The organism is Pseudomonas sp. SWRI51, assembly GCF_014268825.1.
GTDB lineage: Bacteria > Pseudomonadota > Gammaproteobacteria > Pseudomonadales > Pseudomonadaceae > Aquipseudomonas > Aquipseudomonas farsensis.
Genome location: NZ_JABWRG010000053.1, coordinates 13,918 through 32,869 on the forward strand (window position 1 = coordinate 13,918; position 18,952 = coordinate 32,869).

General features: G+C 62.6%; 12 protein-coding genes. 6 read left to right on the top strand and 6 right to left on the bottom strand.

The genetic code is table 11. The features are described 5' to 3' along the window. Positions 1-186 precede the first annotated feature (186 nt). Together ppk1 and hemB are read right to left on the bottom strand one after the other, a co-directional pair. Complete coding sequence (gene ppk1, locus HU720_RS15740; RefSeq protein ID WP_186520859.1) at positions 187-2,418, bottom strand: polyphosphate kinase 1; 2,232 nt, start codon at positions 2,416-2,418, stop codon at positions 187-189. A 21-nt stretch (positions 2,419-2,439) separates the two neighbouring features. Then, complete coding sequence (hemB, locus tag HU720_RS15745) at positions 2,440-3,450, bottom strand: porphobilinogen synthase (protein ID WP_186520860.1); 1,011 nt, start codon at positions 3,448-3,450, stop codon at positions 2,440-2,442. 208 nt (positions 3,451-3,658) lie between these two features. Here hemB and HU720_RS15750 point away from each other — a divergent pair, with 208 nt between their 5' ends. Beyond that, entirely contained in the window at positions 3,659-4,294 is a 636-nt protein-coding gene (locus HU720_RS15750; protein ID WP_186520861.1) for a DedA family protein, read from the top strand. Between the two features lie 143 nt (positions 4,295-4,437). After that, positions 4,438-5,103, top strand: a complete 666-nt coding sequence (elbB, locus tag HU720_RS15755; protein ID WP_186520862.1) for an isoprenoid biosynthesis glyoxalase ElbB — start codon at positions 4,438-4,440, stop codon at positions 5,101-5,103. Between the two features lie 18 nt (positions 5,104-5,121). Here elbB and HU720_RS15760 read toward each other — a convergent pair whose 3' ends face one another. Together HU720_RS15760 and HU720_RS15765 are read right to left on the bottom strand one after the other, a co-directional pair. Further along, positions 5,122-5,604, bottom strand: a complete 483-nt coding sequence (locus HU720_RS15760) for a YaiI/YqxD family protein (RefSeq protein ID WP_186520863.1) — start codon at positions 5,602-5,604, stop codon at positions 5,122-5,124. 188 nt (positions 5,605-5,792) lie between these two features. Next, complete coding sequence (locus tag HU720_RS15765; RefSeq protein ID WP_186520864.1) at positions 5,793-7,733, bottom strand: cytochrome c/FTR1 family iron permease; 1,941 nt, start codon at positions 7,731-7,733, stop codon at positions 5,793-5,795. Between the two features lie 269 nt (positions 7,734-8,002). On the opposite strand from HU720_RS15765, the gene HU720_RS15770 reads away from it, so the two are divergent. The 4 genes from HU720_RS15770 to HU720_RS15785 are packed head-to-tail and all read left to right on the top strand — an operon-like array spanning position 8,003 to position 11,137. Then, positions 8,003-9,394, top strand: coding sequence for a hypothetical protein (locus HU720_RS15770; protein WP_186520865.1), 1,392 nt, complete (start codon positions 8,003-8,005; stop codon positions 9,392-9,394). A gap of 15 nt (positions 9,395-9,409) precedes the next feature. After that, a complete protein-coding gene (locus HU720_RS15775; protein ID WP_186520866.1) occupies positions 9,410-9,781 on the top strand; it encodes a YcfL family protein in 372 nt (123 codons plus the stop codon). Positions 9,782-9,802: 21 nt separating this feature from the next. After that, complete coding sequence (gene lpoB, locus HU720_RS15780) at positions 9,803-10,390, top strand: penicillin-binding protein activator LpoB (RefSeq protein ID WP_186520867.1); 588 nt, start codon at positions 9,803-9,805, stop codon at positions 10,388-10,390. Between the two features lie 3 nt (positions 10,391-10,393). Further along, positions 10,394-11,137 (top strand): penicillin-binding protein activator LpoB, encoded by a 744-nt coding sequence (locus tag HU720_RS15785; protein WP_186520868.1) that lies wholly within the window; start codon positions 10,394-10,396, stop codon positions 11,135-11,137. Positions 11,138-11,295: 158 nt separating this feature from the next. On the opposite strand, the gene HU720_RS15790 is transcribed toward HU720_RS15785, so the two are convergent. Both HU720_RS15790 and HU720_RS15795 read right to left on the bottom strand, forming a co-directional pair. Beyond that, on the bottom strand, positions 11,296-11,637 hold the full coding sequence (locus HU720_RS15790; protein WP_186520870.1) for a tryptophan synthase subunit beta: 342 nt from the start codon (positions 11,635-11,637) through the stop codon (positions 11,296-11,298). Between the two features lie 160 nt (positions 11,638-11,797). Next, positions 11,798-18,943 (bottom strand): immunoglobulin-like domain-containing protein, encoded by a 7,146-nt coding sequence (locus HU720_RS15795; RefSeq protein ID WP_346656586.1) that lies wholly within the window; start codon positions 18,941-18,943, stop codon positions 11,798-11,800. Between the last annotated feature and the right edge of the window lie 9 nt (positions 18,944-18,952).

Below are 18,952 nucleotides of genomic sequence, written 5' to 3' on the forward strand. Positions count from 1 at the left end.
TTCGCGGCACAAGGCCGCTCCTACACTGACCGCGTAGACGGCATGGATATGGGGATAGGCGAGCTCTGTGGGAGCTGGCGATAGCCTGCGATGAGGCCATCACAGGGTTGCACAAAACCTGGAATCTCCCACAGAGACAGCTCCTACACACCGCGGCGCTGTTGAAACCGGCATCAAACCCCACACCTAGCGAACGTTCAACACCGGGTTGCTCAGGCGCTCAAGCAAGGTCGCCTGGGCGCTGCGCGGGTTCTGGTTGCCGGTCGGCGTGCTGCGCACGTAGCGCCCGTCCGGCTGCAGGGTCCAGGCCTGGGTGTTGTCGGTCAGGTAACCTTCCAGCTCCTTCTTCACCCGCAGCAACAGCTTCTTGCCCTCGACCGGGAAGCACGTCTCGACGCGCTTATCGAGGTTGCGCTCCATCCAGTCGGCACTCGACAGGTAGATCTGCTCCTCGCCACCGTTGAGGAAGTAGAACACCCGCGTGTGCTCCAGGAAGCGGCCGATGATCGAACGCACGTGGATGTTGTGCGACACCCCGGCAATGCCTGGGCGCAGGCAGCACATACCACGCACCACCAAGTCGATACGCACGCCCGACTGGCTGGCCTTGTACAACGCCTTGATGACCTTGGCATCGGTCAGCGAGTTGAACTTGGCGATGATGTGCGCAGGCTTGCCGTCCAGGGCGAACTGGGTTTCCCGGGCGATCATGTCGAGCATGCCTTTCTTCAGCGTGAACGGTGCATGCAGCAGCTTTTTCATGCGCAGGGTCTTGCCCATGCCGATCAACTGGCTGAACAGCTTGCCGACGTCTTCGGTCAGGGCATCGTCCGAGGTCAGCAGGCTGTAGTCGGTGTACAGGCGGGCGTTGCCGGCGTGGTAGTTGCCGGTGCCCAAGTGTGCATAGCGCACGATCTCGCCCTGCTCGCGGCGCAGAATCAGCATCATCTTGGCGTGGGTCTTGAAGCCGACCACGCCGTAGATCACCACCGCGCCAGCAGCTTGCAGGCGGCTGGCCATCTGCAGGTTGGACTCTTCATCGAACCGCGCGCGCAGTTCGATCACCGCGGTGACCTCCTTGCCGTTGCGCGCCGCATCCACCAGGGCGTCGACGATCTCCGAGTTGGCGCCGGAGCGGTACAGGGTCTGGCGCACCGCGAGCACATGCGGGTCTTTGGCCGCCTGGCGCAGCAGGTCGACCACCGGGGTGAACGACTCGAACGGGTGCATCAGCAGGATGTCCTGCTTGCTGATCACGCTGAAGATGTTGTCGGCGTTTTGCAGCAGCTTGGGGATCGCCGGGGTGAATGGCGTGTATTGCAGCTCTGGGTGGCTGTCCAGGCCGGTGATGCTGAACAGCCGCGTCAGGTTGACCGGGCCGTTGACCTGATACAGCTCGCTCTCGCTCAGGCTGAACTGCTTGAGCAGGTAGTCCGACAGGGTTTTCGGGCAGGTATCGGCCACCTCAAGGCGCACCGCATCGCCGTAGCGCCGCGAGAACAGCTCGCCGCGCAGCGCGCGGGCCAGGTCGTCGACCTCTTCGGAGTCCAGCGCAAGGTCGGCGTTACGGGTCAGGCGGAACTGGTAGCAGCCCTTGACCTTCATGCCCTGGAACAGGTCATCGGCGTGGGCGTGGATCATCGATGACAGGAACACGTAGTTGGCACCCGGGCCGCCGACGTCTTCCGGCACCCGAATGACCCGTGGCAGCAGGCGCGGCGCCGGGATAATCGCCAGGCCCGAGTCGCGACCGAAGGCATCGACGCCTTCGAGCTCGACGATGAAGTTCAGGCTCTTGTTCACCAGCAACGGGAACGGGTGGGTCGGGTCGAGGCCGATCGGGGTGATGATCGGCGCAATTTCGTCGCGGAAATACCGGCGCACCCAGCTTTTCAGCTTGGGCGTCCAGTGGCGGCGGCGAATGAAGCGAATGTGGTGTTTCTCCAGCTCCGGCAACAGCACATCGTTGAGGATCGCGTACTGGCGATCCACCTCGTAGTGCACCAGTTCGCTGATCCGCGCCAACGCCTGGTGCGGCTGCAAGCCGTCGGCGTCGGCCTGTTCGCGGGCAAAATTGATCTGTTTCTTCAGGCCCGCCACGCGGATCTCGAAGAACTCATCCAGGTTGCTGGAGAAGATCAACAGGAACTTCAAGCGCTCAAGCAGCGGGTAGGACTCATCCAGCGCCTGTTCCAGCACGCGGATGTTGAACTGCAGCTGCGAAAGCTCGCGATGAATGTACAGGCTGCTGTCGTCCAGGCTCGGCACGACAATCGCGGGCGCAGGGGCCGGAGCCGGGGCTTCGACCACAGGCTCAGGCGCCGCGGCGGCTGGCAGGTCTGGCGGGGTCTGCAGCATTTCTTCAGGCACCACCAGGGCATCCTTGCTCGCGACCGGGGTTGGCACTTCGTTATTCATCTGACGTTCCTGTTGAGGGCGTTACTGCCCTCTCATCAATTGAGCGGCACGCACGGCGAAATAGGTCAGGATGCCATCGGCGCCTGCCCTTTTGAATGCGGTAAGGGATTCGAGGATCACAGCCTCGCTGAGCCAGCCATTCTGGATGGCGGCCATGTGCATGGCGTATTCGCCACTGACCTGGTAGACGAAGGTCGGCACTTTGAACTCGGTTTTGACGCGGTAGAGGATGTCCAGGTACGGCATGCCCGGCTTGACCATGACCATGTCGGCGCCTTCGGCGAGGTCGGTGGCCACTTCGTGCAGGGCTTCATCGCTGTTGGCCGGGTCCATCTGGTAGGAAGCCTTGTTGGCCTTGCCCAGGTTCAACGCCGAGCCCACCGCATCGCGGAACGGGCCGTAGTAGGCGCTGGCATACTTGGCCGAATAGGCCATGATGCGCACGTTGACGTGGCCAGCCACTTCCAGGGCTTCGCGGATCGCGCCCAGGCGGCCGTCCATCATGTCCGAAGGGGCTACCACCTGGGCGCCAGCTTCGGCGTGCGACAGCGCCTGGCGGACCAGTGCATCGACGGTGATGTCGTTCTGAACGTAACCCTCTTCATCGAGGATGCCGTCCTGTCCGTGGGTGGTGAACGGGTCGAGGGCGACGTCGGTGATCACGCCCAGCTCCGGGAAGCGCGCGCGCAACGCGCGGGTGGCGCGCTGGGCAATGCCGTCGGGGTTCCAGGCTTCAGCGCCATCCAGGGATTTCTTTTCAACCGGGGTTACCGGGAACAGCGCCAGCGCCGGGATGCCCAGCTCGACCCAACCCTGTGCAGCTTCGAGCAGCAGGTCGATGGACAGGCGCTCGACGCCTGGCATGGACGGGATTTCTTCACGGCGGTTTTCGCCATCGAGGACGAATACCGGAAGAATCAGGTCATCGACAGTCAGGGTGTTTTCGCGAACCAGGCGACGGGAGAATTCATCCCGGCGGTTGCGACGCAAACGGGTGGCAGGAAACATACGGTTGGCGGGGGTAAAGCTCACGGCAGACTCCTGAGCCCGCGCAGGCGGGCTAGCGCGACAGTTATAAGCGGCCATTATGACGCCTGTGTTACACCCTGAGGCAACCCTGCGACGTGTAGCCGCAGTCATTCTCCCTGTAGGAATTGTTCACGTCGAGACACATTTCGACACTTTCCCCAACGCCCGCGAAGGGGTAGGCTGCGCGTTCATTTCGCCAGCACGCCTGAAAATGCTTCAACAATTCCTGAACGATTTCGGCTACTTTGCCCTTTTTCTCGGCACGTTCTTCGAAGGCGAGACCATCCTGGTACTGGCCGGTTTTCTTGCGTTCCGCGAATACATGGACATCAAGCTGGTGGTGGTAGTCGCCTTCTGCGGCAGCTATGCCGGTGACCAGTTGTGGTACTTCATGGGCCGCCGCCACGGGCGCAAGATCCTTGCCCGCAAGCCGCGCTGGCAAGCCATGGGCGACCGCGCCCTCGAGCACATTCGCCGCCACCCGGACATCTGGGTGCTGAGCTTCCGCTTCGTCTACGGCCTGCGCACGGTAATGCCGGTCGCCATCGGCCTGTCGGGCTACCCCCCGCGCCGCTATCTGCTGCTCAACGGTATCGGTGCTGCAGTCTGGGCGCTGGCCCTGGGCCTTGCTGCCTATCACTTTGGCGCCATCCTCGAAGGCATGCTCGGCAGCATCAAGAAGTACGAGCTGTGGGTGCTGGGCGCGCTGCTGGTGCTGGGCCTCGGCCTGTGGCTGCGCCGCCGTTACCGCAACAGCCGCGCCGAGCGCCTGGCAGCCGAGCAAAGCCTGGCCGAACAGGCGGCAGCCGAGCAGCAAGACACGCCCCAAGGCCGCGACCCGCAATAAGCCGCGCCCCCCCCCTGCCGGCTGTCGCAGGCAAACTCTGAACACGTCGCGCTGCTTGCGTTCCAAGCAGCATGGGCACGCGTTACGCGGCCACCTCTGCCAAACTGAAGGCCATTGAGTGCCTCGCCCCGGGAGTAACGAGCATGAAGAAAAAAGTTGCGGTGATTCTGTCCGGCTGCGGCGTGTACGACGGCGCCGAAATCCATGAAAGCGTGATTACCCTGCTGCGCCTCGACCAGCGCGGCGCCGAGGTGCAGTGCTTTGCGCCAAACATCGCGCAGAAGCATGTGATCAACCACCTGACCGGCGAAGAAATGCCAGAATCGCGCAACGTGCTGGTTGAGTCGGCGCGCATCGCACGCGGCCAGGTGCAGGACATCCGCGAGGCCAAGGCCGACGATTTCGATGCGCTGATCGTGCCTGGGGGCTTTGGCGCGGCGAAGAACCTGTCGGATTTCGCCGAAAAGGGCGCCGACTGCACGGTCAACCCCGACGTTTTGGCCCTGGCCGAGGCGTTCGCCGCTGACTGCAAGCCGGTCGGCATGATGTGCATCTCGCCGGCGCTGGCCGCGAAGATCTACGGCCCGGGGGTGGTCTGCACCATCGGTACTGATGCCGACACCGCCGGCGCGGTGGTGAAGATGGGCGGCACCCACGAAGAGTGCGACGTGCACGACATCGTCGAGGACGTGCCGCGCAAGCTGGTGACCACCCCGGCCTACATGACCGCTCAATCGATCAGCGATGCAGCGGGCGGTATCTACAAGCTGGTCGACCGGGTGCTGGAACTGACCCACGAGAACGACTGACCAACACGGGCTTGCCGCCTACTCCGGCGAGCCCGACGTTGTGGCGGGGTATTGCTGCGACAGGCGGGTCAGAATCCGGTCCAGCGAGTTGGCGAAGGCCTGCTTCTCGCGCTCGCCGTAGGGCGGCTGCCCGCCCCCCACCTGGCCTTGCTCGCGCAGATCGGTGAACAGGTTACGCACGGCCAGCCGGTCGCCCATGTTGCGCTCGTCGAACTCGCGACCACGCGGGTCGAGCGCCGCCACACCGTTTTTTACCAGCCGATCGGCCAACGGCACGTCGCTGCAGATCACAAGCTCGCCGGGGATGGCGTTTTCTACCAGATAGTCATCGGCTGCATCCATGCCGCTGGGGACCACGATCAGCCGCACGCAGGCGAAGGCCGGCTTGATCTGCGGCTGGCCGGCGACCATCACCACTTCGAGCTTGCGCTTGAGGGCGAACTTGACGATCAGTTCCTTGGCCGCCTTGGGGCAGGCGTCGGCATCGATCCATATACGCATTGGGCATGTTCCGCTTTTCAAATCACAGGGCACTAGTGTCTGGCCTGGCCACGTTGCGGGCAAGCCCGCCGTGCAGCGCGCTAGCGTCAGGGCAGCCAACTTGGCTCGGCCTGCTGGCCTCTTCGCGGGGCAAGCCCGCTCCTACAGACCTCGCCAAGCCCTCTATCGATGCCGTTTACGCGTCCGTCCTACACAAGACCGCGGCGCTTCTCGGCCAGCCAGCTACGCCCGTACAGCACCACAATCGCCAGCAACGCCAGCGCTTGTGCACTGAGCGAATAGGCATCGGCATGAATCCCCAGCCAGTCGAACTCAAAGAACGCCAGCGGCCGCGTGCCCAGCACCCCGGCCTCTTGCAGCGCCTTGATGCCGTGCCCGGCGAACACCACCGACAACGCACACAGCAACGCGGCGTTGATGCTGAAGAACAGCGACAATGGCAGTTTCGCCGAGCCGCGCAGAATCACCCAGGCCAGGCCCACCAGCAGCACCAGCGCCGTGGCACCACCGGCAAGCACCGCCTGGTGGCCGGCAGGCCCTGCCTGCAACCACAGGGTTTCGTAGAACAGGATCACCTCGAACAACTCGCGGTACACCGAGAAGAACGCCAGCATGGCAAAGCCGAAGCGCCCGCCACCGCTGACCAGACTGCTCTTGATGTAATCCTGCCAGGCCGCCGCATGGCGCCGGTCGTGCATCCACACCCCCAGCCACAGCACCATCACCGCCGCAAACAGCGCGGTGCAGCCTTCCAGCAGCTCGCGCTGGGCGCCACCCACGTTGATCACATAGGCAGCCAGCGCCCAAGTGGCGAAACCTGCGACCAGCGCCAGGCCCCAGCCGATGTTGACGCTGCGCACTGCCGACTGCTGCCCGGTGTTGCGCAGGAACGCCAGGATTGCCGCCAGCACCAGAATCGCCTCAAGGCCCTCACGCAGCAGAATCAGCAAGCCTGAGATGTAGCTCAGCGACCAGCTCAAGCCGTCGCTGCCAAGCAACTTGGCGGCCTCTTCGAGCTTGGCCTTGGCCACGGCCAGGCGCTGTTCGGCCTGGGCGACGGGCAAACCATCCTGTAGCGCCTGGCGGTAGGCCATCAGGGTCTTTTCGGTGTCTTTGCGGGCCTGGGTGTCGATGTTGTCGAGTGAGCTTTCAACCAGCTCGAAGCCCTCCAGATACGCCGCCACCGACAGGTCATACGCCTGGTCGTGATCACCGCTGCGGTAAGCCGCCAGGCTCTTGTCCAGGGTGCTGGCGGTGTAGTCGAGCAGTTGCGCCGGGCCACGCTGCACCTGCGGCGGTTGCGCGCGCTGGGCACGGAATGCAGCCAGGCTGGCGGCGCCTTCGCCGGCGGCCACCTCCGCCGGCGTCTGCCGGGCCAGCTCGGCGATGTTCCAGGTTTTCTCGCCTTTGGCGGCCTGCGGGTCTGCAGTGAAGCTGGCGATGTAGGCCGCCACGTCCCAGCGCTGGCGCTCGTCGAGCTGGTCGGCGAACGACGGCATCTCGGTGCCTTCGATGCCCAGCCCAAGGGTGTTGTACAGGTCGAACAGGCTCAACTGGTCGAGGCGCTCGGCGTTGCGCAGGTTAGCCGGTGCCGGCTCAAGGCCAACACCCGCCGGGCCATCGCCAAGCCCGGTATCGCCGTGGCAGATCGAGCAGTTCTGCGCATACAACGCAGCGCCCCGCGCCGGGTCCGGGGTAATCACCGGCGCCTGGCTGACTTCATAGGCCACCGCCAGGCGTGCGCCCAGCTGACGGGCCTGGCGGGCGACCTGCGGCCCGTCCTGGCGTTGCTCGATGGCTTGGCGCAAGTGCTGCACCCCTTGCTCGAGCGCTGCACGCTCGGCGTGGGCCGGCAGGCCCTGGACCAGCTCGGCAAGCACCGCGCTGAACTCGACCTGCTCACGGTACTCGCCGGCATCCAGCACCTTGCCGCCAGCCACCGTCGGCGGGTAGTCGGCGCCGATGTAATCGAGCAGGTGCAAAGCCTTGGTAGCGTCGGCCGGCGCTTCGGCCTGGGCCAAGGTGCTGCACAGCGCCAGCACCGGGCCAAGCAGCAAAGCATGCAGCCACGTGCGCAGACGGAAACGGAATTTCATGGCGAGTCTCGATGCAGATACGAAAGTGAACATTGTTCACTTAGGTTCATGGCCACTCAAGGTTCGCCCGCGGGATTTCATGAAAAATCTTGAGACAAATTTCATTCCTTGGAATGGCAGATGTTTCCTACTCGGATTTCGGAAGCGACTGGCCATCTCAATGCCATCACTTTAGGTATACTCCGCCCCGCCGAAATAGCCCGTAGCGATCAAGGCCCCTCCAACGAGAGGTTCTGGTAATAACCAGAGGGACTGCCGCCCCGCCCCCGTGGCTCTACCGATTCAGGGAATGATGAAGTCCGATGGTATCCCGTGCTCTGACCCTGGCGACTCTGCTCGCCGCCGTGCAGCTGTCTGGCTGTTCGGTATTCCGCAGCTACGACAGCGAACTGCAGGAAACCAACCAGCAGCTCGCTGCGGGCAATATCGACGCCGCCCTGGCCTTGCTCGAAAGCAACAACAAGGGTGAGCAGAAAGACCTGCTCTACTACTTCGAGAAGGGCGAACTGCTGCGCTCCAAGGGCGACCTTGTCGGCAGCCAGCTGGCCTGGCTTTCCGCCGACAGCGTAGTGCTGCAGTGGGAAGACGCGGTCAAGCTCGACACCGGCAAGTACCTGAGCCAGTTCGGCAGCTACCTGGTCAACGACAAGGTGCGCCGCTACGAAGGCTACGACTACGAAAAAGTCATGCTCAGCACGCAAATGGCGCTGAACCTGCTGGCGCAGAACGATTTCGACGGTGCGCGTACCGAAATCAAGAAGACCCACGAGCGTGAAGCGGTCATCGCTGAGCTGCGCGACAAGGAATACCTCAAGCGCGAAGAAGACGCCGAGCGCCAAGGCATCAAGACCGAATACAAAGACCTGCAGGGTTACCCGGTCGCCAGCCTCGACGCCCCTGAAGTGGTCAGCCTGAAAAACAGCTACCAGAGCGCATTCAGCCATTACCTGTCCGGTTTCGTCTACGAAGCCCTTGGCGAAAAAGGCCTGGCTGCGCCGGGCTACCGCAAGGCCGCCGAGCTGCGCCCGAACACCCCGTTGCTGGACCAGGCCCTGCTGGCGCTGGATAAAAACAGCGCCAAGCCCGGCGAAAGCGACGTGCTGGTCGTGGTGCAAAGCGGCCTGGCGCCCGCCCGCGATTCCATCCGCGTACCGCTGCCACTGCCCATCGACAACCAACTGGTGATCGTGCCGCTGTCGTTCCCGATCATCCGCGACGACACCTCCACCGCCCCGCTGAGCGAAATCCGCCTGGACGACAAAACCCTGGCCCTGACCTCGCTCAACAGCACCAACGCCATGTCGCGCCGCGCGCTGCGTGACGACATGCCAGGCATCATCCTGCGCACCAGCGTGCGTGGCATCAGCCGTGGCGTGGCGCAGCACAACCTGAACAAGACCAACCCCATGGCTGGCCTGGTGCTGGGCCTGGCCTCGGCCGTTGTCGAAGGCGCCGACACCCGCACCTGGCGCACCCTGCCCGACCAGACCCAGGTCGTACGCCTGCGCCTGGCGCCCGGCGAGCATCAGCTAAGCCTGCCGACCAGCCTCGGCGGCGCTCAGGTAAAGGTGAAGATCGACCGCCCGTACCAGGTGGTCAGCCTGCGTGTGGTCGGCAACCGTGTATTCGCTGGCGGCCCGGCTGTCGAAGTCGCTGCGCAAGCCCCGGCCCAGGCCGTGGCCGCACTCAAATAACCTCAAGGAACGAACATGCGCAGAACATGCCTCGCCCTGGCAGCCGCCGCCCTTCTGGCCGGCTGCGCCACCCCGCCGCCGCCTGCCCCTGGCAGCGCCGCCAGCAAGGTGGTGACCATGGGCCAGCTCGATGACATTGAAATCGGCCAGATGCGTGTGGCCCGCGAAAACGGGTTTCTGACCGTCAACGTGGCGCTGACCAACACCAGCCGCAGCAACCAGACCCTGTTCTACCGCTTCGCCTGGGTGGGCGATGACGGCTTCCCGGTCGCCGACGAAGAAAGCTGGAAGGCCCTGCCGCTGTACGGCAAGCAGGCCAAGTTCCTGCCGGCTATCGCGCCGACGCCTCAAGCCACTGACTTCCGCCTCGAAGTCCACACCCGGTAAACCCATTCAGGAGCAAGACCCATGTTTGCACGCATTTCCCTCGCCGCCCTCGCCATTGCCCTGGTCAGCGGTTGCAGCACCCCGTCGCCGGTACTGGGCGGCAAGAACATCAGCTACGGCGACAACAAGGCTGTAGAGCTGGTCACCAACGAGTTCGGTTCGACCGACCTGCAGATGATCGCCGAGAGCATGACCCGCTCGCTGGCTCAGTCCGGGGTGCTCAGCGGCCGTCCGGTGGTGCAGGTGTACGACGTCAAGAACAAGACCAGCGAGTACATCGATACCCGCGAAATCACCACCTCGATCAAGACCCAGCTGATGAAGAGCGGCGTAGCCCGCTTTGCCAGCGACAACAACGCCATGCAGAGCCAGGTCGACCAGCTGAAGCTGCAAAACCAGAGCGGCCTGTACAAGAAAAACACTGTGGCCAAGACCGGCAACATGATCGCCGCGCAATACCGACTGGAAGGCTCGATCAGCTCCATCGTCAAGCGCAGCAGCGACTACAAGGACGTGTTCTACAAGTTCAGCCTGCAGTTGATCGACGTCGAAAGCGGCTTGGCCGAGTGGATGGACGAGAAAGAAATCCGCAAGACCACGGAGCGCTGATCAATGCGTGCATGGATGGCAGTCATTGGCCTGGCTTGCGCGTTCGGCGCGCAGGCGGCCCCGAAGGTGGCGGTGACCGACCTCGCCTACCAGGCGCAGGTGGAGGAGTACATCCACACCGTCAATGCCCAGAACAGCTCGCAGTCGAGCCTGTATCACGGCAGCAGCCAGGCGAGCTACAGCGAGTACGAAAGCCTCAACAGCTATATCGAACAGACCGAGCTGCGCAAGTTTGGCGGTGATATCAAGGGCGAGATCCTCAAGACCGGCATGTTCCAGCTGGTGCAGGGCCGCCCTTATACCGCAGCCTCCAAGGAAGACGTCTACGACGTGATCCGCCGTATCAAGAACGGCGCGTTCCCCGGTGCCGACTATGTGCTGTTCGGCACGTTATCGGATATCGACTTCCAGCAGGACACCAACGCGCTGGACCACACCGACAGTTATTCGGCGGTGCTGGGCTTGACCGTAGTGGCCGATTTCAGCCTGATCAACACCCGCACGTACGAAATCACCTCGGCGTTCACCGCCATGGGTGAAGGGCAGGACACCAAGCTGGTGAATGGCCAGGACCGCCGCGTGACGTTGAACCGTCCGCGCGTGGTGCGTGAAGTGTCGAAAGCGCTGGGTGAGGATGTTGCGCAGCAGTTGGCTGATCAGCTGGGTGGCTCGGTGCCGGGCAAGCCGCAGCGCCCACGTGGGCACAGCAACCTGCCGCCGGATGAGCCGGCGCGGGTGTTGAACTGAGCTAAAACCTCACGCGATCCCGTGTAGGAGCGGCCTTGTGCCGCGAAAGGGCTGCGAAGCAGCCCCAGCTATGTTGCGTGATGCAAAGATCTAGGGGCTGCTTCGCAGCCCTTTCGCGACGCAAGGCCGCTCCTACACGGGGTGTGGTGACTTTGGCCTCAGATCAACCCTTGCTCGTCTTCTTCTTCGATCAGATTGGTCAAACTGCCCAGCGCCTTACGCGCTGTGGAGCGGTTGAGCAGCTTGGACTGCGCACCAGCTGGCAAATCCGTGATGCTGATCACCCCTTTGGTGGTCAGCACCTCGATCAAGTCTTCAAGCACCCGGATCATGTCCAGGTCGCTCTGCTTTAGCTGACGAAGGCTGTTCTCGACCACATCGTCGGCAAACCACTCCTGAATCTCAGCGTGATCGGCTGGCAACGTCTCGGTACTTTCGTCAAACGCAGCGGCTTCTACCCGTAGCAACCCGCCCTCGGCGTCGCGTTGCACGTAGAACATGGCCTCGTCCCTCGTCACGGTGATTCCTTCTTGGTAGTCAGCAGCATAGGCGAAGTTCCCGGGCACGCAGCCCCGGCGCGCGAGTATGCGCGTCAAGCGATGAGCGGGAAAGCCCAAGGCCCCACTGGCGGCCGGTAAAGGCCGCCAGTGGGGACGAGGGTCAGTTGTTGTCGATCTTGATGGTCGGGTCGGCACCGCTGATCAACGAGTTGATCGTGGTGTTGGACCAGTTGACCCCTTCAAGCTTGATGGTCACGTCGGCATTGCCAAGGCCGCCAGCGGCGTTGAGCTTGCCTTCAGTGCTCACCTGCAGGGTCGATTCGCCATTGACCGTGGTGATCTTCAGGTAGTTGTCGATGGTGCTGGCCTTCTCGCCCTGCAGCAGGTCGCTGAGGTCGAGGCGGTCGCCTTCCTTGACGTTGAAGTCCTTGATCACGTCGTTGCCCAGGTCACCGGCCTTCCACACGAAGGTATCGGCGCCGCTGCCACCGGCCATGATGTCGTTGCCTTTGCCGCCGATCAGCGTGTCGTTGCCGGCACCGCCAAACAGCAGGTCATTGCCTTCGCCACCGATGAGGATGTCGTTGCCGCTACCGCCCAGCAGGATGTCGTTGCCCTTGCCACCATCGATGTAGTCGTTGCCGCCCTGGCCAAAGATGATGTCGTCGCCAGCACCGCCAAGCAGGGTGTCGGCACCGTCATTGGTGCGCGACACGTCGAACTCGGTGTAGTGCTCGCTGACGTACTTGTGCATCGCCCGCGCATCGACATCGCCCGCGTCCACGCCCAGCTTGCCCGCCACATAGGCCTGGATAGCTTCTACGCCAGTACCGGCGATGCCATCGAAGGTCACCAGGTCGCCGAAGATAATGTCGTTGCCATCACCGCCGCTGACCGTGTCGTTACCCGGCACAGTGGCCTCGGTATGGCCAAGGATGGCCTCGGCCAGCTTGCTCGGGTCGATGTTGGTCTGGGTCACGCCATCGGAGTCGTACGGCTTCAGGTCATTCGGCTTGACGTCGCTGTTCAGGCCAATGGCCTCGACGTTGGACAGCCCCGAGAGCAGCTTGAAGCTGTCCAGCGAGTTGCTGAGCGTCGCGCCGTCGGTGCTGTTGCCAGTACCGGCCAAGGTCGACACCTCGAACCCGCCATTGCCTTCGGAATGAATGACGCCAGAGCCGAAGTTGTACCAGCTGTTGCCAGACTTGTACTCGACCTTCAGGTTGCCGTTGGCATCAATGGTGGCGCGGGTATAGGCGTCCACTGCACCGCGGTAGACGGTATCACCCAGCTTGTAGTTGATCGACGACAGGTAGCCGTCCAGCGTCGAGCCGTTGTAACCCAGGTTGGGGTTGGTGGACTCGTTGGTCTGGTAGTAGGTCGGCTGGCCGTCAGTGATGAAGAACGTCTGGTTCTTGCCGGTACTGCCGGAGTTCTGCAGGTTCTGGAACCAGTTGGCCGTGGTCTTGAAGGCGTCCTCGTAGTTGGTACCGCCGCCGGAGGTGAGTTTGCCGAGCGCATCGATCAGCGTCTGCAAGCCACCGTTGTTGAGGTTGACCGAGATGGACGTCTTGACCTGGGTGGCGAAGTCCACCAGCAGGATGTTCACGGTACCCGACTGGTCGCCCTTGACGCTGGCGGCCAGGGTCTTGAACACCGACTCCAGGGATTTCTTCGCCGCATCCACACCGCTCGAACCCATGCTGCCGGAGGTGTCGACGATGAACGCCAGGTTGTAGTCCTTGCCCGGTACGACGTGCAGGCCATTGACGTCGGCGACGACGATATCGTTGCCGTCGGTGCCGCTGAAGTTGTCGGAACCCGAGGTCAGGTTGCTGGTGGTGTAGGTCTGCGGGTAGACGGTGACCTTGATGCTGCCTTCAGTGGTGGCGGTGCTGCCGCCAACGCTTTCGGTGGCAGTCGAGGTGACCTTCACGTCGAACTGGCCAGCGTAGTAGGCCGGCGGCTTGATGGTCAGGCTGCCCAGGTTCCAGCCAGTCACGTCCACAGCGGCGGTGCCGACGGTGAAGGTGTGGCCAGCGTTGTCAGCCACCACCGAGCCTGCCGGGATGCCGCTGAGCTTGACGCCCAGGGTCTCGGAGCCGTCGGTGTCGGTCAGGTTGGTGCTGATGCCCACCAGCTTGACCGGCGCGCCGTTCTCGCCGCCTTCGTTCATCTTGTAGCCGTCGTAGTAGCCCGTGCCGTTGCTGCCGTGCAGGTCGGAAACGGTCACACCGGCGTTGGCCAGCGCGGTGACGTTCGGGTACATCGGGATGTTGGCGCTGCTCAGGTCGGTGACCGGGCCGTTGCCTACCTTGATGTTGACGTCCAGGCTGCCAGGGCCGCTCTGGTTGGCGTTGTAGATTTCCAGGGTGTAGTAACCGCTGGTGAGCGGGGTGAAGCTGCCAGTAATGGCACCGCTGTTCGAGGCCCAGGTGGCGCCGGCAACGTTCTTGCCGCCCACGACGATCTGCAGGCTGTCATCGGCAGTGCCGCTGAAGGCGTAGGTCTTGCCGGCTTCCAGGTACACCAGGCCGGACGTCTTCGAACCGGTACCGGCGGTGACCGAGGCGACGGTATCGACAGTGGTGACCTGCTCGGTCTTGCCGGCGCTGCCGGAGTTGGCAAACACGTTTTTCAGGGTGTCGCCCGTGATGCCATTGCCGTTGTTGCCCAGGCCGTTGAGGCTGGTCCAGGTTTCCTTGGTCAGGCCGAGCGAATTGACGTTGTTGTTGCCAATGCTCAGGTCTGGCTTGTCGGCCACCGGCGTGATGTCGACTTTCAGGGTCGATTCGCTACCCGCGTCCTTGCCATCGGTTGGCTTGTACTTGATCTGCGCGTAGTCGGCCTGCTTGTTGCCCACACCGGTGCCGCCATAGGCATCGACGCCAGACTGGTTGGCCAGCGGCACGAACTTGAGCTTGCCGGCAGCGATGTCGGCCTGACTGATGGTCTGGCCCGCCTTGACGTCCACCCAGGTGTTGCCACTCAGCAGCTTCAGCGTGCCAGCGCCTGGCAACTGCGTGATGGTGACACCCAGGCTGCTGACCGGCGAATCGACGTCGCTGACGTTGAAGTTGCTCCAGTTCAGCACCAGGTCGGTGTCTTCGACGCCGGTCACGGCCCCGCCAGTGCTGGTCGGTGCATCGTTGACCGCGATCACGTTGACCGTGGTGGTGGCGGTGTTCGAGGTGTTGACGCCATCAGTCACCGTCACCGTGATGATCCGCGGCGTAGTGCTCGGGTCTTCGCTGGTGTTGATGAAGGTGATGTTCTTGATCGCCTGGATGTAGTCAGCCAGCGACGCGGTGCCGCTGAGCACCAGGACCACTTTGCCTTCAGTGCTGTTGGCGTTGATGCTGATGCCATTGACGCTGTTGCCCAGGTTCAGCGCATCACCCGGCTGGCGGTTGGTGAGGATCACCGTGGCGCCAGTCAGTTGCGAGCTGTCGAAGTCGGTGATGGTCACATCGACGTCGCCGATCGACACACCGCTACCCGGCTGGTTCTCGGTGAAGGTGGTCTGGTAGTCGGCGCCGGTCTTGCCGCTGGAATCGTTGGCGTCCAGATCCAGCACCGGGGCTGGTTCGAAGATCTGCGTAGTGACGCTGCCGGCACTGCCGCTGACGTCGAGCTTCTCGAAGTTGCCACCGGTCGCCGAGTCGATCTTGACGGTGAAGTGCTCGGTGCCTTCGGTGATGTTGTCCTTGATCGTCGGGATGCTGAACTCGGCCTTGTCGCTGCCGGCCTTGATCACAACGGTGGCCACACCGGTGTAGTCCGCGCCATTGGTGGCGGTGCCGGAGTAGCTCAGCTTCACGGTCACATCGGTTTGAGCCTTGCTGGTCAAGGTCAGGGTGTAGGTGGCATTGCCGCCTTCAGCCACAGCAGTGGTGCCACCGATGCTCAGGGTGGTCGGGTTGATGGTGTCGGTCACCGCCGTTACTGCCGGGGTGCTGCTGACCACCAGGTTCTCGAAGTTGCCACCGGTGGTGCCGGTGATCTTCGCCGAAACATCCCCGGCATCGATGTACACATCATCCGCGGGCGCCGGCACGGTTATGGAACCTGTGGTCTTGCCCGCCTCGATGTTGATGACCGCGCCATTGCTCAGGGTCACGGTCATGGCGGTGCCGGCCTTGTTGGTCAAGGTGGCAACGTAGGTGATCTGGCCGCCTTCGGCAACGCTTGGCGTGGCGCTCAGTTTCAGGCCGGTGTCGTCGATGGTGTCGGTAACCTGGGTGACCGCAGGCGTGCTGCTGACCGCCAGGTTTTCGAAGTCGCCACCGGTGGTTTGCACCACGGTCACGCTGAGTTTTTCAGCATCGATATAAACGTCGTCGCTTGGCGCGTCGATGGTGATCTTGCCTTCGGACTGGCCTTTGGCAATGGTCACGGTTTCGCCGTTGCTCAGCTTGACGGTCATGTCGCTGCCAGCAGGGTTGGACAAGGTCACGGTGTAGGTGATCTTGCCGCCTTCGGCCACGCTGCCTGGGGCGGTAACCGCCAGGGTGGTGGTGTCTTTAGTGCCTGGCACGTCGTTGACGACAGTGACCGGGCTGCCAGTGCTGACCAGCTTCTCGTAGTTGCCGCCCTTCATCTCGGTGATGCTGTTGTTGAGATTCGGGTTGGTGTTGTACGGGTTGTTTGGCGCGACGTAGTCCACGCTGCCGGTGGTCTGGCCGACCGGAATGGTGATCGATTGGCCGTTGGCGAGCTTCAGCACCAGGTCGCTGCCGGTGACTTTATTGTCGACGGTCGCGGTGTAGGTAATGGTGCCGCCTTCGCTGACCGACGCGGTGCTGGCGGTCAGCTTCACGGTGCTGGTGTCGATGGTGTCGGTCACCTGGGTGACGGAGTAGGAACCATCGATCGCCAGCAGCTCGAAGTCACCCCCGGTAGAACCGTCGATCTTGGCCTGCACGGTGCCTGCATCGATGTACGGGTCATCCGCCGGGGCATTGATGGTGATCGCGCCAACAGACGCACCCTTGGCAATGGAGATGACCTCGCCATTGCTCAACTTGATGGTCATGTTGGTGCCAGCCGGGTTCGACAGCGTGGCGGTGTAGGTGATCTTGCCGCCCTCCTCGACCGACGGGGTCGCCGTCAGGGTCAGGGTGGTGACGTCCTTGGTGGCCGGGGTGTCGTTGACCACGGTGACCGGGCTGCCCGTGCTCACCAGTTTCTCGTAGTTGCCGCCCTTCATCTCGGTGATGCTGTTGGTGAGATTCGGGTTGGTGTTGTACGGGTTGTTTGGCGCGACGTAGTCCACGCTGCCGGTGGTTTGGCCGACCGGAATGGTGATCGACTGGCCGTTGGCCAGCTTCAACACCAGGGCGCTGCCGGTGACGGCGTGGTCAACGGTCGCGGTATAGGTGATGGTGCCGCCTTCGTTCACCGAAGCGGTGCCAGTCAGCTTCACGGTGCTGGTGTCGATGGTGTCGGTCACCTGAGTGACCGCAGGCGTGCTGCTTACCGACAGGTTCTCGAAGTCGCCACCGGTGGTTTGCACCACGGTGACGCTGAGCTTCTCGGCGTCGATGTAGACGTCGTCAGCCGGCGCATTGATGGTGATCTTGCCTTCGGACTGGCCTTTGGCAATGGCGATTGTCTCGCCGTTGCTCAGCTTCACGGTCATGTCGCTGCCGGCCGGGTTGGACAAGGTCACGGTGTAGGTGATCTTGCCGCCTTCGGCCACGGTATCTGGCGCGGTTACGGCCAGGGTGGTGGTGTCTTTGGTGCCTGGCACGTCGTTGACGACGGTCACAGGGCTACCCGTGCTCACCAGCTTCTCGTAGTTGCCGCCCTTCATCTCGGTGATGCTGTTGGTGAGATTCGGGTTGGTGTTGTACGGGTTGTTTGGCGCGACGTAATCCACGCTTGCGCTGGTTTGGCCGACCGGAATGGTGATCGACTGGCCGTTGGCCAGCTTCAGCACCAAGTCGCTGCCGGTGACTTTGTTGTCCACGGTCGCGGTGTAGGTAACGGTGCCGCCTTCGTTGACCGAAGCGGTGCTTGCGGTCAGCTTCACGGTGCTGGTGTCGATGGTGTCGGTGACTTGGGTGACGGCTGGCGTGTTATCTACAACCAGCTTCTCGAAGTCGCCACCAGTGGCTTTATCCACAGTGACGCTGAGTTTTTCAGCGTCGATGTAGACGTCATCAGCCGGGGCATTGATGGAGATGCTGTTCTCGGTCTGGCCTTTGGCGATGGTGATGGTTTCGCCATTGCTCAGCTTGATGGTGACGTCGCTGCCAGCCGGGTTGGTCAAGGTCACGGTGTACGTGATCTTGCCGCCTTCGGCCACGGTATCGGTTGCGGTCAGCTTCAGCCCGGTAGTGTCTTCAGTACCTGGACCTTGGGTCACGGAAGTAACTGGCTTACCTTCGCCGACGACTTTCTCGTAGTTACCACCAGTGATTTCAGTGATCGCGTTGCTCACGTCCGGTTTGGTCGTGTGGACGCTGTTCGGCACGGTGTAGTCCACCGAGCTCGACGACTGGCCAACTGGGATGGTGATGGTCTGGCCGTTGGCCAGTTTCACTACCAGGTCGCTGCCGGTAACTTCGTGGTTTACCGAAGCGGTGTAGGTGATGGTGCCGCCTTCGGCGACGGAGTTGCTGCTAGCAGTCAGGGTGACAGTCGAAGTATCGATGGTGTCAGTGACTTCGGTAACGGCTGGGGTGTTATCCACAACCAGCTTCTCGAAGTCGCCGCCAGTGGCTTTATCCACAGTGACGCTGAGCTTCTCGGCATCGATGTAGACGTCATCAGCCGGGGCATCGATGGAGATGCTGTTTTCGGTCTGGCCTTTGGCAATGGTGATGGTTTCGCCATTGCTCAGTTTGACAGTGACATCGCTGCCGGCTGGGTTGGTCAAGGTCACGGTGTATGTGATCTTGCCGCCTTCGGCCACGGTATCGGTCGCGGTCAGCTTCAGCTCGGTGGTGTCTTCAGTGCCTGGGCCCTGAGTTACCGAAGTAACTGGCTTGCCTTCGCCAACCACTTTCTCGTAGTTACCACCAGTGATTTCAGTGATCGCGTTGCTCACGTCCGGTTTGGTCGTGTGGACGCTGTTCGGCACGGTGTAGTCCACCGAGTTCGACGACTGGCCAACTGGGATGGTGATGGTCTGGCCGTTAGCCAGTTTCACTACCAGGTCGCTACCGGTAACTTCGTGGTTCACCGAAGCGGTGTAGGTAATGGTGCCGCCTTCGGCGACGGAGTTGCTGCTAGCAGTCAGGGTGACAGTCGAAGTGTCGATAGTGTCAGTGACTTCGGTAACGGCTGGGGTGTTATCCACAACCAGCTT

Excerpts from the sequence above, each read along its gene's own strand:
- ppk1 (WP_186520859.1), bottom strand. The coding sequence starts at position 2,418 with ATGAATAACGAAGTGCCAACCCCGGTCGCGAGCAAGGATGCCCTGGTG.
- HU720_RS15750 (WP_186520861.1), top strand. The coding sequence starts at position 3,659 with ATGCTTCAACAATTCCTGAACGATTTCGGCTACTTTGCCCTTTTTCTC.
- elbB (WP_186520862.1), top strand. The coding sequence starts at position 4,438 with ATGAAGAAAAAAGTTGCGGTGATTCTGTCCGGCTGCGGCGTGTACGAC.
- HU720_RS15760 (WP_186520863.1), bottom strand. The coding sequence starts at position 5,604 with ATGCGTATATGGATCGATGCCGACGCCTGCCCCAAGGCGGCCAAGGAA.
- HU720_RS15765 (WP_186520864.1), bottom strand. The coding sequence starts at position 7,733 with ATGTTCACTTTCGTATCTGCATCGAGACTCGCCATGAAATTCCGTTTC.
- HU720_RS15770 (WP_186520865.1), top strand. The coding sequence starts at position 8,003 with ATGGTATCCCGTGCTCTGACCCTGGCGACTCTGCTCGCCGCCGTGCAG.
- HU720_RS15775 (WP_186520866.1), top strand. The coding sequence starts at position 9,410 with ATGCGCAGAACATGCCTCGCCCTGGCAGCCGCCGCCCTTCTGGCCGGC.
- lpoB (WP_186520867.1), top strand. The coding sequence starts at position 9,803 with ATGTTTGCACGCATTTCCCTCGCCGCCCTCGCCATTGCCCTGGTCAGC.
- HU720_RS15785 (WP_186520868.1), top strand. The coding sequence starts at position 10,394 with ATGCGTGCATGGATGGCAGTCATTGGCCTGGCTTGCGCGTTCGGCGCG.
- HU720_RS15790 (WP_186520870.1), bottom strand. The coding sequence starts at position 11,637 with ATGTTCTACGTGCAACGCGACGCCGAGGGCGGGTTGCTACGGGTAGAA.